Genomic DNA, 16,051 nt, shown 5'->3' with positions numbered 1-16,051 from the left:
ATCCCTTGCGCTCGCAATGACGGAGCCCTCTCGCGACGTCTTCAGACTGACAATTCCGGCTGCCAATCCCGCAGCTTTCGCGCAGCTCCCGTCACGTCGGCGATGGTCCGAAACGCCGCCGCTTCCACCATCATCCCGCGCGCGAGCCGCACGGCGCGGGCCTCGCTGATGGCGCGCTTCCTCGGGTCCTCGATCAGCTCGAAATCGATGTTGTGGGCGAGGCCGAAAATGCGGCGGATGGTTTTGGCGGCGGCAAAGCCAACGGTGTCGGTGAAGAGGCGTTGCATGTAGGCCTGCCGCTCGGCCTTGAGGCGCGCAGCGCCCTTATCGCCGGCGAAGAGCGGAAGAGGATAGGCATCGCCACTCGCCTCCGTGCGCCAGAGGTCGAGGAATTTTCGCGAAAATTCGCTCCAGACCTGCTCGACCGTCTCCAGCACCCAGGTCTCGAACTCGTGCCGCTCTCCCGCCGCGCGCTCATGGCCGGCGGAGGCGAAATAGGCCATCAGCAGATTGGCCAGCACGGCGCCGACGTCAAATCCCATTGGACCGTAGAAGGCGAATTCCGGATCGATCACCCGCGTCTGGCTTTCCGTCACCATGATCGAGCCCGTATGGAGATCGCCATGGAGCAGCGCCTCGGGGCTCGCCATGAATTTCAGCTTCAGCCTGCTGATCGCGACATGCAGCTCCATGTCATCGCGCAAGGACGCTGCGAGGCCATCGAGATAGGGCGCGGTCCAGCGGTTCTGCTCGGCGATGCGGTAGGGATCGGTGAAGATCAGATCCTCGGTGATCTTGCACAGCGCGTGGTTGCCGGCGAAGGCCGCGATAGCTTCCTTCTTCTCGGCCGCCGGGAGCGCGAGGTCTGAGGTGAAGAACAGATTCCGCGCCATGAAGGTGCTGATGTCGTCGGCGAAGCGCGGATAGCGCATGCCCGCCACGAGCCCCTTCCGCATGATGATGTGCGGCTCGAGCAGCTCCATCACGGTGAGCGCCAGCGTCTCGTTGTGGTGCAGCAGCGCCGGTACCAGGCCGGGCGCGAGCTTGGCCTGCCGGGACAGCGCGAGATATTCGTAATGGGCCCGCGACAGCGGCAGCGGCCAGCTCTCGCCGACGAGGCGGACGTAAGGCAGTGCCTGCTTGACGGCGACGCCGCCGCGCGCGCCCTTGACGATGAAGACGAGGTTGAGATTGCCGTCGCCGACCTCGGTGATGGCCCAGGCGGCCGGCTCGCCGCCGAGCTGGGCTGCGATGTCAGGCATGCCCGCGAGATAATCCCGCAAGGCCGCCTCCTGCAAAATTCGATAATCCCCCCGCCCCTGCGTCATGACGATCCATCCCATCCAATTGGGCCGGATCGTTACTCCCGCTCCAGGAAGCTCGAGCCGATCTCGGCCTTTCTTTTGATGGGATCGTAATCACAATAGACGCTGTCCGCTACCAGTGTGTAGCTGGCATAGACGGTGTATTTGTCTGTTTTGACCGAGTTCAACCCGATCACCGAGGTGCTCTTGCCTCCGTTCCATTTGAAGGGCGTCGAGCTCTTGGCCTGCTCGCAGGCCATTACCGCCTCGTTGAAGACATAGCCCTCGACGAACGCTTTCAATGTTCGCACCTGCACGGCCATCTTCCATTCGAAATAGCCGATGCCGCCAAGGCCGGCGACGACATGCACGACGACGATCCTCTGAAAAGTCATTCGTTCCCCCAGTATCAGAACTCGCTCCGCCGTCATTGCGAGCTTGGTTGAGATCTCTCGTTGCTTACTCTCCTAAAACGGCATTCCCATCAAACGCGATAGCCGGTCGAGCGAGAGATAGCCGGCGTGATAGGCGGCAATGCCGAGGCCATAGATGATCGCCGAGATGATTGTGGTCCAGACCAGCTTGCGCTTCATGCCGGTCAGAACAGGGGCGCCGGGGTCCGTGCCCGGCGCGCCGAGGCCGTCCTCGTGCTGGCTGCGCACGCCGAACGGCAGCGTCAGGAACAGCGATATCCACCAGATGACGAAGTAGATCGCGAGCCCGGTTGAGATTTGATAGGCCATGGGCGATCTTACGCCTGCTCGATTTCGACCAGCGCGCCGGAAAAGTCCTTCGGATGCAGAAACAGCACCGGCTTGCCGTGGGCGCCGATTTTCGGCACGCCGTCGCCGAGCACGCGCGCGCCCTCCTTCACCAGCGTGTCGCGCGAGGCGATGATGTCGACGACCTCGTAGCAGACGTGGTGGATGCCGCCATCGGCATTGCGCTCGAGAAACTTTGCGATCGGCGAGGTTTCGCCGAGCGGCTCGATGAACTCGATCTTGGTGTTGGGCAGCGTCGCGAACACGGTGGTGACGCCATGCTCGGGCAGCGCGACGGCCTCGGAAATCTGCGCCCCGAATGCCGCGCCGTAGATCCTGGCGGCCTTGACGGCGTCCTTGGTCGCGATTGCGACATGGTTGAGCCGACCCAGCATGGTTGTCTCCCCGTTAGACTGTCAGGACGTGTACCAGACAGGGGGGCTTTTTGCCCCAATGTTCGTTGATGACGGCCCGGACGGCGCGTCGCACCGATTCAGCCAGCGCGTCCGGATCCCTGCGCCGTGCCTTTGGCAGGCCCTCGACCGTGGACATCACGGCATCGAACACGATGTCGTCGAACGGCTCGCCCGCCCGGTTCTTCTCGGGAATGCCGACCAGATCGACTTCGGGCTCGTCCGCGAGCTCGCCCTGTGCGGTCATGGCGATGGCGACGAAGGCGCAGCCCGAGAACGCCATCCGGCGGCGTTCGACCACGGCACGGGACTTGGAATCTTCAAGGATGGTGCCGTCCTTGTAAAGCCGGCCCGAGGGCACCTCGCCGACCACCCCGGGATCGCCGGGGCCGAGCTTGACCAGATCGCCGTTGCGAATGACCAGGACGCGGGGCACACCGGCAGCGCGCGCAAGTTTTGCGTGATCGTTCAGGTGCAGCGCTTCGCCATGCACAGGGATCAGAAGCTGCGGCTTCACCCAGGAGATCATGTCGCGCAATTCGTCCCGGCGCGGATGGCCCGACACGTGGACCAGATGGTCGCGGTCGGTGAGGACCTCGACGCCCTGCAGCACCAGATTGTTGATGATGGAACCCACGGCCTTCTCGTTGCCGGGGATGGTGCGCGAGGAGAAGATGACGCTGTCGCCGCGGTTGAGCGTGATCTCGGGATGGTCATCGTTGGCGATGCGCGCCAGCGCGGCGCGCGGTTCGCCCTGGCTGCCGGTGCAAAGCGCCAGCACCTTGTCCTGCGGCAGATGGCCGTAAACCTCGGGCGAGCGGAAATTCTGCACGCCGTCGAGATAGCCGGTCTCGCGCGCGACCTGCACCACGCGCTCCATGGCGCGCCCGACGACGACGACCTCGCGGTCGGCGGCCTTCGCGGCATCGGCGACGGCTTTGATGCGTGCGACGTTCGAGGCGAAGGTCGTGACCGCGACGCGGCCCTTGGCGGATTTCACGAGATCGATGATGGTGCGAGCGACTTCAGCTTCCGAGGGCGAGCGGCCGTCGCGCACGGCGTTGGTGGAATCGCCGATCAAGGCGAGCACGCCCTCCTCGCCGAGCTCGCGCAGCCGCTTCTCGTCGGTCGGTCGTCCCAGCGTCGGGGTCGGGTCGATCTTCCAGTCGCCGGTGTGCAACACCACTCCGGCGTCGGTGTGGATCGCAAGCGCATGCGCTTCAGGAATCGAATGCGCGACCGGGATGAACTCGACATTGAACGGGCCGACATCGATGCGGCCGCCCGATGGGACCACGGTGACGGGAATGACGGGCGCGTTGCGCTCGGCGGCGCATTTTGCCTCGAACAGCGCCGCGCTGAACTGGGTCGCATAGATCGGGCATTTCAGCTTCGGCCACAGATCGATGATGGCGCCGAAATGATCCTCATGGGCGTGGGTCAGCACCAACCCCATCAGGTTCTTGCGCTCTTTCTCCAGGAAGCTGATGTCGGGCATGATCAGATCGATGCCGGGCAGATGCTCCTCGTCGCCGAAGGAGACGCCGAGATCGACCGCCAACCAAGAACGCTGGTGGCGGTTTCCGAGGCCGTAGATCGACAAATTCATGCCGATCTCGCCGACACCGCCGAGCGGCGCAAACACCAGTTCGTCGGGCCTTGCCATCACGCAGCTCCCACCGAACGGACCGGGCCGAAGAACACCTCGCCCGCTGCCACCGGCACGCGGCGGCCCTCAGCCGTGCGGACGATCAGACAGCCGGTCTCGTCGATCGTGTCAAAAATGCCTTCCAGCACCATCGTCCCCGTGTGGATCGCGATCGGCTCGCCCAGGCGGGCGGCGCGCTCCAGCCACAGCTTACGGATCTCGGCAAAGCCTCGGCCATTGTCCCAGAGGCCACGAAACTCGACCCAGGCGTCCGACAGGGCCGAAAACAGCTCCTCCGCGCTGATCTGGACGCCGAGGGCTGCGAGCGACACCGCCGGGGTCGGCGTGCCCTCGGGCGCCGCCACGACATTGGTGCCGATGCCTGTCACGATGGCCAGGCGATCGCCGACCGCTTCAGCCTCGAGGCCAATGCCGACCAGCTTCTTGCCGTTGGCGAGGACGTCGTTCGGCCATTTCAGGGTGTAGCGAGGCCGGTGGGGGCCGAGCCGCATTGCGGCTTCGAGGCTGACCTTCTCCAAGGCCGCCTCTTCCGCCAGCCCCGCAGCGAAGCCGATCGTGGCAGCCACCGCAGGCGCGACATCAAGCACTTCGAGGACGCTGGCGGCGAGATTGCCCTTGGGTGCGATCCAGGGCCGCTGGCGACGGCCGCGGCCGGCGGTCTGCTCCGAGGTCACGAACCAGATCGGGCCGCGCTCGCCGGCGCGAGCCGCTTCGAGCGCGTCGGCGTTGGTCGAGCCGGTCCGCTCAAGCGCCACGAGCTTGTAGCCCGCGGCCAATGCGCTAGGACCGAGCGCGAACGCCATCCTAGAACAGCGACTTGGCGGCGGCGGAAGCGACGCTCACCACCGGACCCGCGAACACTGCGAACAGGATGTTGAACAGGCCAGCGACCGCCAGCACCGTCTTGACCTCGACCCTGACGGGATCGACCTGGCCGGCGGGCTCGTCGAAATACATCGTCTTGACGATGGCGAGATAGTAGTAGGCGCCCACGACGCTGGTCAGCACGCCGATCACGGCGAGCGTGAACAGGTTCGCCTTGATGGCGGCGACGAAGACGTACCATTTGGCGAAGAAGCCGGCGAGCGGCGGAACGCCGGCGAGCGAGAACAGCAGCATCGCGAACATGAAGGCGAGCAGCGGATTGGTGCGCGACAGGCCGGCGAAATCGCTGATCTGCTCGACGGCCTGGCCGTTGCGCTTCATGGCGAGGATGACAGCGAACGAGCCGAGCGTCATCGCGACATAGATCACGATGTACATCAGGACGCCCTGCGCGCCCTCGACCGTGCCGGAGGCAAGACCGACCAGCGCGAAGCCCATATGGCCGATCGAGGAATAGGCCATCAGGCGCTTGATGTTGCTCTGGCCGATCGCGGCGAACGAGCCCAGCGCCATCGAGGCGATCGCCACGAAGACCAGGATCTGCTGCCACTGCGAGACGATGCCGGGGAAAGCGGTCAGAGTGACACGGGTGAAGACGGCGAGCGCGGCCACCTTCGGCGCCGAGGCGAAGAAGGCCGTGACCGGCGTCGGCGCGCCCTCGTACACGTCGGGCGTCCACATATGGAACGGCACGGCCGAGACCTTGAAGCAGAGCCCGGCGAGCAGGAAGACGAGGCCGAACACGAGGCCCGTGTTCGAGATCGTCGCCGCCGCGGCGATGCCGGTGAAGCTCACCGTGCCGGTGAAGCCGTAGACCAGCGAGGAACCGTAGAGCAGCATGCCCGAGGACAGCGCGCCCAGCACGAAATACTTCAGGCCGGCTTCCGTCGACTTGGCGTTGTCGCGGTTCGAGGCCGCCACGACGTAAAGCGCGAGCGACATCAATTCGAGGCCGAGATAGAGCGAGATCAGATCACCCGCCGAGATCAGCACCATCATGCCGAGCGTCGAGAGCAGCACCAGGATGGCGTATTCGAAGATGCGACGCGACGGGTCGGCGAGGAACTCGGCCGAGAGGATCAGCGTCACCGCCGAGCCGACCAGGGCCAGGATCTTCATGAAGCGCGCGAAGTCGTCGACGATGAAGCTGCCGCCGAAGGTCACCTGCTTGCCCGCGGGCAGCATGTACTCGAGCACGCCGACCGCGATCAGGAGCACGGTCGCCAGCGTGGTCACCGCGCTGGTGGTGCCCTGCCCGCGATAGGCCCCGAGCATCAGAAGCGCCATGGCGCCGATCGCGAGCACGAGCTCGGGCAGCACCGGTGCCAGTTGATAACCTGCAGTCGTAAAGCTCATGGCGATATCCTGACCTGCCCGATCAATGGAGCAGTGCGGCGGCCTTCACGGCCGTCACAGCGGTGTTGTAGTTGTTGACGAGTTGCTGGACCGAGGCGGCCGACATGTCGAGCACCGGCTTCGGATAGACGCCGAACAGGATCGTCAGCGCGATCATGGGGAACAGGATCACGCACTCCCGCAAGGTCATATCCTTGATGCTCATCAGCGACGGCTTGACCAGCGCGCCGAACACGATCTTGCGGTAGAGCCACAGCGCGTAGGCCGCCGAGAGGATCACGCCGAAGGTGGCGAAGAACGCGGTCGGGATCGAGACCTTGAAGGTACCGAGCAGCGTCATGAACTCGCCGACGAAGCCGGAGGTGCCGGGCAGACCGACATTGGCCATGGTGAAGACCATGAAGGTCATGGCGTAGAGCGGCATCCGGTTGACGAGGCCGCCATAGGCCGCAATCTCGCGGGTGTGCAGGCGGTCGTAGACGATGCCGACGCAAAGGAACAGCGCGCCGGAGACGATGCCGTGCGAGATCATCTGGAACACGCCGCCGGCGACACCCTGCATGGTGCCGGCGAAGATGCCCATGGTGACGAAGCCCATGTGCGCGACCGAGGAGTACGCGATCAGCTTCTTCATGTCCTCCTGCATCAAGGCCACCAGCGAGGTGTAGATGATGGCGATGGCCGAAAGCGTGAAGACGAACGGCGCGAAATCATGCGAGGCCAGCGGGAACATCGGTAACGAGAAGCGCAGGAAGCCGTAGCCGCCCATCTTCAAGAGGATCGCGGCGAGGACCACGGAGCCCGCGGTCGGCGCCTCGACGTGCGCGTCGGGGAGCCAGGTGTGCACCGGCCACATCGGCATCTTCACCGCGAACGAGGCGAAGAAGGCCAGCCAGGCCCAGGTCTGCATCGAGCGCGGCACGGCGGTGTGCATCAGGGTCGGGATGTCGGTGGTGCCGCCGTTCCAGTACAGCGCCATGATGGCGAGCAGCATCAAGACCGAGCCGAGCAGCGTGTAGAGGAAGAACTTGAACGAGGCGTAGACCCGGCGCGGACCGCCCCAGACGCCGATGATCAGGAACATCGGGATCAGGCCGCCCTCGAAGAACAAATAGAACAGCACGAGATCGAGCGCCGAGAAGGTGCCGATCATCAGCGTTTCCAGGATCAGGAACGCCATCATGTATTCGCGGACCCGGTTGGTGATCGCCTTCCAGCTCGCGATGATGCAGAACGGCATCACCGCCGTGGTCAGGATCACCAGCGGCAGCGAAATGCCGTCGACGCCCATGTGGTAGGTGATGCCGGTGGCCAGCCACGCCGTCTTCTCGACGAACTGGAAGTCGGCATTGGCAGGGTCGAAGCGCATGACCAGGATCACGGACACGGCGAAGGTGATGATCGTGGTCCACAGCGCGATCCAGCGCGAGTTGCGCCGGCTAGCCTCGTCATCGCCGCGGCTCAGGTAAACGATCAGCGCGCCGACCAGCGGCAGGAACGTCGTGACCGAAAGGATGGGCCAGGTTGTCATTTACTGGCCTCCAAAGCCGAACATGAACCAGGTGATCAGGCCGGCTGCGCCGATCAGCATGGCGAATGCGTAGTGATAGAGATAGCCGGTCTGGATCTTCACGACGTTGCGGGTGATATCCAGCACGCGGGCCGAGACGCCGTCGGGGCCGAAGCCGTCGATAATGAAGCCGTCGCCCTTCTTCCAGAGCTGGTAACCGATCCACTTCGCCGGACGGACGAAGATGATGTCGTAGAGCTCGTCGAAGTACCACTTGTTGAGCAGGAACTTGTAGAGCATCGGCTGGGTGTTCGCGAGCTCGACCGGAAGGTACGGCTTGCGGATATAGAAGGTGTAGGACACCAGGAAGCCGCCGACCATCATCACGAAGGGCAGCCAGCCGAGCAGATGCGGCATGTGCTCCATATCCTCGAGGATATGCGGATTCATCTTCACGGACTCGCGGAAGAACTCCTCCACGCCGTGCGGCCCGGTGAACAACTCCTTGAACGGGAAGCCGGCCAGGACCGAGCCGACGGCGAGCACGCCGATCGGAATCAGCATCCAGATCGGGCTCTCGTGCGCGGCCTCGTAGTGCGCCTGATCGTGCGGTTCGCCGAAGAAGGTCTTGAACACCAGACGCCAGGAATAGAACGAGGTCAGACCCGCAGCCACGATCGTCAGCAGGTAGGCGTAGGTCGAGAACGGATTATGCGAGGCATAGGCCGCCTCGATGATCGCGTCCTTGGAGAAGTAGCCGGCGAACAGCGGGAAGCCGGTCAGCGCCAGCGTGCCGACGGTCATCACCGCGAAGGTGTACGGGATCTTCTTCCAGAGGCCGCCCATGTTGCGGATGTCCTGCTCGTGGTGCATCGCGTAGATCACCGAGCCGGAGCCCAGGAACAGCAGCGCCTTGAAGAAGGCGTGCGTGAACAGGTGGAACATGCCGACCGAATAGGCCCCTGCTCCCATCGCCACGAACATGTAGCCCAGCTGCGAACAGGTCGAATACGCCACGATGCGCTTGATGTCGTTCTGGACGAGACCGATGGTCGCGGCGAAGAACGCGGTGGTCGCACCGAAGAACATCACGACGGCCTGCGCGTTCGGGGCGAGCTCGAACAGCGGCGACAGGCGCGCCACCATGAACACGCCGGCGGTGACCATGGTCGCGGCGTGGATCAGCGCCGAGACCGGGGTCGGGCCTTCCATCGCGTCCGGCAACCAGGTGTGCAGCAGGAACTGCGCCGACTTGCCCATCGCGCCCATGAACAGCAACAGGCAGGTCAGGGTCAGCGCATCGGCATGCCAGCCGAGGAAGTCGATGGTCTTGCCGGTGAGGCCGGGAGCCGCATGGAAGATGGTCTCGAAATCCGTCGAGCTCGTCAGCATGAAGATCGCGAAAATGCCGAGGGCGAAGCCGAAATCGCCGACGCGGTTGACCACGAAGGCCTTGATCGCGGCGGCATTCGCCGACGGCTTCTGGTACCAGAAGCCGATCAGCAGGTAGCTCGCCAGGCCCACGCCTTCCCAGCCGAAGAACAGCTGCACGAGGTTGTCGGCGGTCACCAGCATCAGCATGGCGAAGGTAAACAGGCTGAGATAGCCGAAGAAGCGCGGCCGGTTCGGGTCCTCGTCCATGTAGCCGATGGAATAGAGGTGCACGAGCGAGGACACGGTCGTCACCACCACCAGCATCACGGCGGTAAGCGTGTCGACGCGCAGCGTCCACCAGACTTCGAGCTCGCCGGAGAAGATCCAGGGCAGGAGCTGGATCCTGAGGTCGTGGCCGTTGAAGCCGACATCCACCAGCGTCATCCAGGACAGCGCGGCCGAGACGAACAGCAGCGCGGTCGTGATCAGCTCGGCGCCGCGCGAGCCCGCCGCCGGCGGCTCGACCGGGCCGTGGCCGTGATCGTCGTGCCCGTCGCCGGGCTCGTGGTGGGTCTCGTGGATGACCGACGCGTCCTGGTTGATCGTGTCGGAGGCATGAGCGTGTGCGCCAGCACCGTGATCATGGCCGTGATCGCCGTGATGCTCGAGCTCGTCGCCCGAGGGGTTGCGGCCATGGGCGCCGACGAGCGCGATCAGGCCGGCCAGAATGGCGCCCAGCAGCGGCAGGAAAACGATTGCCTGAACCATTTGTCTTACTCTTTCCGCATGATCTGGTCGGAAAACCGGTACCCACTTTTCCGGATCATGCGATCAGCCCTTCATCAGATTGACGTCCTCAACCGCGATCGAGCCGCGGTTGCGGAAATAGACCACCAGAATGGCGAGACCGATCGCGGCTTCGGCGGCCGCAACGGTCAGGACCAGCAGCGCGAAGACCTGACCGACGATGTCGCCGAGGAAGGTCGAGAATGCCACTAGGTTGATGTTGACCGAGAGCAGGATGAGCTCGATCGACATCAGGATGACGATGATGTTCTTGCGGTTCAGGAAGATGCCGAGGATGCCGAGCGTGAACAGGATCGCGCCGACCGCCAGATAATGTCCGAGCCCGATCGTCATTTCACCCACTCCGCCGCATCGGCGTCCGAGAGCCCCTGCCCCGGCGCCACCTTGCGCATCGCCATCGCCATCTCGGGCGTACGCGCGTTCTGAACGTTGATGTCCTGCCGCTTCACGCTCGCCTTGTGCCGCAGCGTCAGCACGATGGCGCCGATCATGGCGACCAGGAGCACCATGCCCGAGAGCTGGAAGTAGTGGACGTACTTCGTATAGAGCACGAGGCCGAGCGCCTCGGTGTTGGATACGTTGGTCGGGATGGGCGCCGTGATGGTCTTGCTCACGTTGGGGTTGATGACCCAGGCGGCGACCGTCAGGAGCAGCTCGAACAAGAAGATGCTGCCGATCACGACGCCGACCGGCAGGTACTGGATGAACCCTTCGCGCAGCTCGATGAAGTCGACGTCGAGCATCATGATCACGAACAGGAACAGCACCGCGACCGCGCCGACATAGACGACGATCAGCATCATGCCGAGGAATTCGGCGCCCATCAGCACGAAAAGGCCGGAGGCGTTGACGAAAGCCAGGATCAGGTACAGCACGGAGTGCACGGGATTGCGCGAGACAATCACCATCACGGCCGAGGCGACACAGACGCCGGCGAAGAGATAGAAGAACAGCGCGGGAAGGATCATGCCCTCACCTCACCGGTACGGCGCGTCGAGCTCGATCGCTTTCGCGATCTCGCGTTCCCAGCGATCGCCGTTGGCGAGCAGCTTGGCCTTGTCATAGAACAGTTCCTCGCGGGTCTCGGTCGCGAACTCGAAGTTCGGACCTTCGACGATGGCGTCGACCGGACAGGCCTCCTGGCAGAGGCCGCAATAGATGCACTTCACCATGTCGATGTCGTAGCGCACGGTGCGGCGGGTGCCGTCGTTGCGGCGCGGGCCGGCCTCGATGGTGATAGCCTGCGCCGGGCAGACCGCCTCGCACAGCTTGCAGGCGATGCAGCGCTCTTCGCCGTTCGGATAGCGACGCAGCGCATGCTCGCCGCGGAAGCGCGGCGAGATCGGGCCCTTCTCGAACGGATAGTTCAGCGTCGGTTTCGGCTGGAAGAAATAGCGCATGGCGAGGAAGAACGCCGAGACGAATTCCGACAGCAGAAGCGAGCGTGCAGTGGCGTTGACGTTGATACCCATGGCGGCCCTCACTTCGGCGCGATGCCGGCGAATTGCAGCACGCCGGCCACCACGATCACCATCGCCAGCGACAGCGGCAGGAACACCTTCCAGCCGAGGCGCATCAGTTGGTCGTAGCGGTAGCGCGGCACGATCGCCTTTGCCATCGCGAACAGGAAGAACATGAAGAACAGTTTCACCGAGAACCAGATGATGCCCGGCACCCAGTTGAAGGGCGGCAGATCCACCGGCGGCAGCCAGCCTCCGAGGAACAGGATGGTCGCCATCGCGCACATCGTGACGATCGCGACATACTCGCCGAGCATGAACAACAGATACGGCGTCGAGCCGTATTCGACCATGAAGCCGGCGACCAGCTCGGATTCGGCTTCGACCAGGTCGAAGGGCGGGCGGTTGGTTTCCGCCAGCGCCGAGACGTAGAACACCACGAACATCGGGAATAGCGGCCAGACGTACCAGTTCAGGATCGTCAGCTGCGGCAGCCCGATCAGGCTGGCAAGGCCGCGCGCATGCTGCGCCTCGACCACGGCCGAGAGGTTCAGCGTGCCGGCACAGAGCAGCACGGTAATGATGACGAAGCCGATCGAGACTTCATAGGACACCATCTGCGCCGCCGAGCGCAGCGCGGCCAGGAACGGGTACTTCGAGTTCGACGACCAGCCGGCCATGATGATGCCGTAGATCGACAGCGAGGAGATCGCGAAGATGAAGAGGATGCCGACATTGATGTCGGAGATCACCCAGCCGAGATTGGTCGGGATCACCGCCCAGGCGGCAAGCGCGAGCACGCAGGACACCAGCGGCGCCAGCAGGAACACGCCCTTGTTGGCGCCGGCCGGGATGATCGGCTCCTTCAGCACGAACTTCAGGAGGTCGGCGAAGGACTGGAACAGGCCCCAGGGGCCGACCACGTTCGGGCCGCGACGGATCTGCACCGCCGCCCAGATCTTGCGGTCGGCGAGCAGGATGTAGGCGATCGCGACCAGCAGGACGACGAGCACGAGCACGCTCTCGGCGATCATGATGATCAGCGGCCAAAGGAAACCGGTCCAGAATGCGCTTTCGAAGAATTCCATCAGATCACGCTCACTCCGCTGCGGTCAGCATGTGCCCGGAGGCGAGACGCGAGCATTCCGCCATCACGGCGGACGCACGCGCGATTGGGTTGGTCAAATAGAAGTCCTCGACCAGAGGCTTGAACGGCGCCTTCTCCGGCGAGCCGCCCTTCCCCGCCAGCTTCTTGATCTGGTCGGCCGATCCGGCCTCGATCTGGTCGAGACGGATCAGGTGCGGCACGGCCTTGAAGACCGCCTGGCGCAGCGCGCTGAGCGAGTCGTAGCCGAGCTTCTTGCCGAGCGCTTCCGACAGCGCACGGACGATCGCCCAGTCCTCGCGGGCTTCGCCCGGCGGGAACGCGGCGCGACCGGTCATCTGCACCCGGCCTTCGGTGTTGACGTAGATCGCGGACTTCTCGGTGTAGGCGGCTGCCGGCAGGATCACGTCCGCGCGGTGCGCGCCGCGGTCGCCATGGGTGCCGATATAGACGACGAAGGTGCCATCAGGCGCGTTGATCTCGTCGGCGCCGAGCAGGAACAGGAGGTCCAGCGTGCCGAAGGTCGTCATCTGCGCGGCGTTCAGACCACCGCCTGATGCGGCGAAGCCGATGTCGAGCGCGCCGACGCGGGAGGCGGTCTCGTGCAGCACGCCAAAACCGTTCCAGCCGTCCTTCACCGCGCCGATGTCGAGCGCAAGCTTGGCGGCGGCTGCGAGAATGGCCGCGCCGTCGTGACGCGCGGCCGCGCCCGCGCCGACCAGAATGATCGGATTCTTGGCGTTCTTCAGCACATCCATGAAGGAGTGCTTGCCGGCCGCGAGCTCACTCAGCGTCTCGGTGCCCGCGCCGAGATGATCGTAATCGTAAGTGAGATCGGCCTTGGCACCGATCACACCGACCTTGAAGCCGCCGGTGCGCCAGCGCTTGCGGATGCGGGCATTGAACACAGCCGCCTCTTTCCGCGGATTGGCGCCGATGATGAGCAATGCGTCCGCTTGCTCGACGCCCGCCAGCGTCGGATTGAAGATGTAGGAACCGCGGCCGAGCGCGGGATCGAAGGCGTCGCCGCCCTGCACCGCCAGATTGGCCGAGCCGAATTTTGCCAAGAGATCCTTCAGCGCGAACATTTCCTCGACCCCGGCGACGTCGCCCGCGATCGCGCCGATGCGCTTGCCGTCGGTGCGCGCCGCCTTGGCCGCGATCGTCGCAAAGGCTTCGGGCCAGCTCGCCGCGCGCAGCTTGCCGGCTTCGCGGATGTAGGGCCGGTCGAGCCGCTGGGTGCGCAGGCCGTCGACGACGTGGCGGGTCTTGTCGGAGATCCACTCCTCGTTCACGGCCTCGTTGATGCGCGGCAGGATGCGCATCACCTCGCGCCCGCGGGTGTCGACGCGGATCGCCGATCCGACGCCGTCCATGACGTCGATCGACTGGGTCTTGCCGAGCTCCCAGGGACGGGCCGCGAACGCATAGGGCTTCGAGGTCAGCGCACCGACCGGGCAGATGTCGACGAGATTGCCCTGCAGTTCCGACGTCAACGCGTGCTCGAGATAAGTCGTGATCTCCATGTCCTCGCCGCGCCCCGTCGCGCCCATTTCAGGCGCGCCGGCGACTTCCGCCGAGAAGCGGACGCAGCGCGTGCACTGGATGCAGCGGTTCATCGAGGTCTTGACCAGAGCGCCGAGATATTTGTCCTCGACCGCGCGCTTGTTCTCGGCAAAGCGGCTGGTGTCGACACCATAGCCCATCGCCTGGTCTTGCAGGTCGCACTCGCCGCCCTGGTCGCAGATCGGGCAGTCCAGCGGATGGTTGATGAGAAGGAATTCCATCACGCCTTCGCGTGCCTTCTTCACCATCGGCGAACGCGTGGAGATCTCCGGCGGCTCGCCCTTGGGGCCCGGACGACAGTCGCGCACGCCCCAAGCGCAAGATGCGACCGGCTTCGGGCCGCCCTTCACCTCGACGAGGCACATCCGGCAATTGCCGGCGATCGACAGGCGCTCGTGATAGCAGAAGCGCGGAATCTCGGCACCTGCCGCCTCGCACGCCTGAAGCAGCGTGTATTCGGCGGGGACATCGATCTCTTTGCCGTCGATGATGAGCTTGGTCATGTCTCTTACTCCGCCGCGACCATGTTCACGGGGTCGCGGACACCGATATCGTCGACATCGGCCTTGTGCGAATATTCGTCGATACGCGCTTCGATCTCGTGACGGAAATGCGTGATCAGGCCCTGGATCGGCCAGGCAGCGGCATCGCCGAGCGCGCAGATGGTGTGGCCCTCGATCTGCTTGGTGACTTCGAGCAGCATGTCGATCTCGCGCTTGTGGGCGCGGCCTTCGGCCATGCGGGTCAGCACGCGCCACATCCACCCCGTGCCCTCGCGGCACGGCGTGCACTGGCCGCAGCTCTCGTGCTTGTAGAAATAGGAGATGCGGGCAATCGCACGGATCAGGTCGGTCGACTTGTCCATCACGATCACGGCCGCGGTGCCGAGGCCCGAGCGCAGCTTGCTCAGGCTGTCGAAATCCATCGGCGTGTCGATGATCTGCTCGGCCGGCACCATGCGCACCGACGAGCCGCCGGGGATCACGGCCTTGAGGTTGTCCCAGCCGCCGCGGATGCCGCCGCAATGCTTCTCGATCAGCTCACGGAACGGAATGCCCATGGCCTCTTCGACGTTGCAAGGCCGCTCGACGTGGCCGGAGATGCAGAAGAGTTTCGTGCCGACATTGTTCGGACGGCCGATGCCGGCGAACCAGGCCGCGCCGCGGCGCAGGATGTCGGGTGCAACCGCGATCGACTCGACGTTGTTCACGGTGGTCGGACAGCCGAACAGGCCGACATTGGCCGGGAACGGCGGCTTCAGCCGCGGCTGGCCCTTCTTGCCCTCGAGGCTTTCGAGCAACGCGGTCTCTTCGCCGCAGATGTAGGCGCCGGCGCCGTGCGCGACGTAGATGTCGAATGGCCAGCCGTTGACGTTGTCCTTGCCGACCAGCTTGGCGTCATAGGCTTGGTCGATCGCGGCCTGGAGGCGCTCACGCTCACGGATGAACTCGCCGCGAACGTAGATGTAACAGGTGTGCGCGTTCATCGCGAAGCTGGCGATCAGGCAACCCTCGACCAGGAGATGCGGATCGTGCCGCATGATCTCGCGGTCCTTGCAGGTGCCGGGCTCCGACTCGTCGGCGTTGACGACGAGATAGCTGGGACGACCGTCGGTCGACTCCTTCGGCATGAAGGACCATTTCAGGCCGGTCGGGAAACCGGCGCCGCCGCGGCCGCGCAGGCCCGATGCCTTCATCTCGTTGATGATCCAGTCGCGGCCCTTGTCGATGATGTTCTTCGTGCCGTCCCAGGCGCCGCGGCGCCGCGCACCCTCGAGCCCCCAATCATGGAGGCCGTAGAGGTTCTTGAAGATGCGGTCCTTGTCCTCGAGCATATCAGTG

15 protein-coding genes are annotated in these 16,051 nt (G+C 64.5%); all 15 read right to left on the bottom strand.

Annotated elements, in window-relative coordinates; genetic code table 11:
* Window positions 1–41 precede the first annotated feature (41 nt).
* The 15 genes from mtnK to nuoF all read right to left on the bottom strand — a co-directional run bounded on the left by mtnK (window position 42) and on the right by nuoF (window position 16,044).
* A complete protein-coding gene (gene mtnK / locus IF809_RS09785) occupies window positions 42–1,328 on the bottom strand; it encodes an S-methyl-5-thioribose kinase (RefSeq protein WP_128966535.1) in 1,287 nt (428 codons plus the stop codon).
* A gap of 32 nt (window positions 1,329–1,360) precedes the next feature.
* Window positions 1,361–1,699: a hypothetical protein gene (locus IF809_RS09780; protein WP_462837462.1), complete on the bottom strand. Its 339-nt coding sequence runs from the start codon at window positions 1,697–1,699 to the stop codon at window positions 1,361–1,363.
* A gap of 72 nt (window positions 1,700–1,771) precedes the next feature.
* Complete coding sequence (locus IF809_RS09775) at window positions 1,772–2,047, bottom strand: DUF1467 family protein (RefSeq protein WP_128966537.1); 276 nt, start codon at window positions 2,045–2,047, stop codon at window positions 1,772–1,774.
* Window positions 2,048–2,055: 8 nt separating this feature from the next.
* Window positions 2,056–2,460 (bottom strand): methylmalonyl-CoA epimerase, encoded by a 405-nt coding sequence (gene mce, locus IF809_RS09770; protein ID WP_092290870.1) that lies wholly within the window; start codon window positions 2,458–2,460, stop codon window positions 2,056–2,058.
* Window positions 2,461–2,473: 13 nt separating this feature from the next.
* Window positions 2,474–4,144, bottom strand: a complete 1,671-nt coding sequence (locus tag IF809_RS09765) for a ribonuclease J (protein WP_128966538.1) — start codon at window positions 4,142–4,144, stop codon at window positions 2,474–2,476.
* A complete protein-coding gene (locus IF809_RS09760; protein ID WP_462837461.1) occupies window positions 4,144–4,950 on the bottom strand; it encodes a biotin--[acetyl-CoA-carboxylase] ligase in 807 nt (268 codons plus the stop codon). Before IF809_RS09760 ends, IF809_RS09765 begins: the two co-directional genes overlap by 1 nt.
* Before the next feature lies 1 nt (window position 4,951).
* Window positions 4,952–6,388, bottom strand: a complete 1,437-nt coding sequence (nuoN, locus tag IF809_RS09755; RefSeq protein ID WP_128966540.1) for an NADH-quinone oxidoreductase subunit NuoN — start codon at window positions 6,386–6,388, stop codon at window positions 4,952–4,954.
* 22 nt (window positions 6,389–6,410) lie between these two features.
* Entirely contained in the window at window positions 6,411–7,919 is a 1,509-nt protein-coding gene (locus tag IF809_RS09750; RefSeq protein WP_128966541.1) for an NADH-quinone oxidoreductase subunit M, read from the bottom strand.
* Window positions 7,920–10,040, bottom strand: a complete 2,121-nt coding sequence (gene nuoL / locus IF809_RS09745) for an NADH-quinone oxidoreductase subunit L (RefSeq protein ID WP_453990656.1) — start codon at window positions 10,038–10,040, stop codon at window positions 7,920–7,922.
* A gap of 63 nt (window positions 10,041–10,103) precedes the next feature.
* Window positions 10,104–10,412, bottom strand: coding sequence for an NADH-quinone oxidoreductase subunit NuoK (nuoK, locus tag IF809_RS09740; protein ID WP_008547737.1), 309 nt, complete (start codon window positions 10,410–10,412; stop codon window positions 10,104–10,106).
* Window positions 10,409–11,047, bottom strand: coding sequence for an NADH-quinone oxidoreductase subunit J (locus IF809_RS09735; protein WP_462837460.1), 639 nt, complete (start codon window positions 11,045–11,047; stop codon window positions 10,409–10,411). The genes nuoK and IF809_RS09735 overlap by 4 nt, the downstream gene beginning before the upstream one ends.
* Before the next feature lie 9 nt (window positions 11,048–11,056).
* Window positions 11,057–11,551, bottom strand: coding sequence for an NADH-quinone oxidoreductase subunit NuoI (gene nuoI / locus IF809_RS09730; protein ID WP_191093171.1), 495 nt, complete (start codon window positions 11,549–11,551; stop codon window positions 11,057–11,059).
* Between the two features lie 8 nt (window positions 11,552–11,559).
* The gene (nuoH, locus tag IF809_RS09725; protein WP_128966544.1) at window positions 11,560–12,627 is read right to left on the bottom strand and encodes an NADH-quinone oxidoreductase subunit NuoH; all 1,068 of its coding nucleotides are present in this window, start codon (window positions 12,625–12,627) and stop codon (window positions 11,560–11,562) included.
* Window positions 12,628–12,637: 10 nt separating this feature from the next.
* On the bottom strand, window positions 12,638–14,713 hold the full coding sequence (nuoG, locus tag IF809_RS09720; RefSeq protein WP_462837459.1) for an NADH-quinone oxidoreductase subunit NuoG: 2,076 nt from the start codon (window positions 14,711–14,713) through the stop codon (window positions 12,638–12,640).
* Between the two features lie 5 nt (window positions 14,714–14,718).
* Window positions 14,719–16,044 carry an NADH-quinone oxidoreductase subunit NuoF gene (gene nuoF, locus IF809_RS09715; RefSeq protein WP_128966546.1) on the bottom strand — a complete coding sequence of 442 codons (1,326 nt, stop codon included), beginning with the start codon at window positions 16,042–16,044 and terminating at the stop codon, window positions 14,719–14,721.
* Window positions 16,045–16,051 lie beyond the last annotated feature (7 nt).

The organism is Bradyrhizobium sp. UFLA06-24 (genome assembly GCF_054967145.1).
Note: the sequence above shows the minus strand (reverse complement) of the source record. Positions and strands in the feature narration are given on the sequence as shown.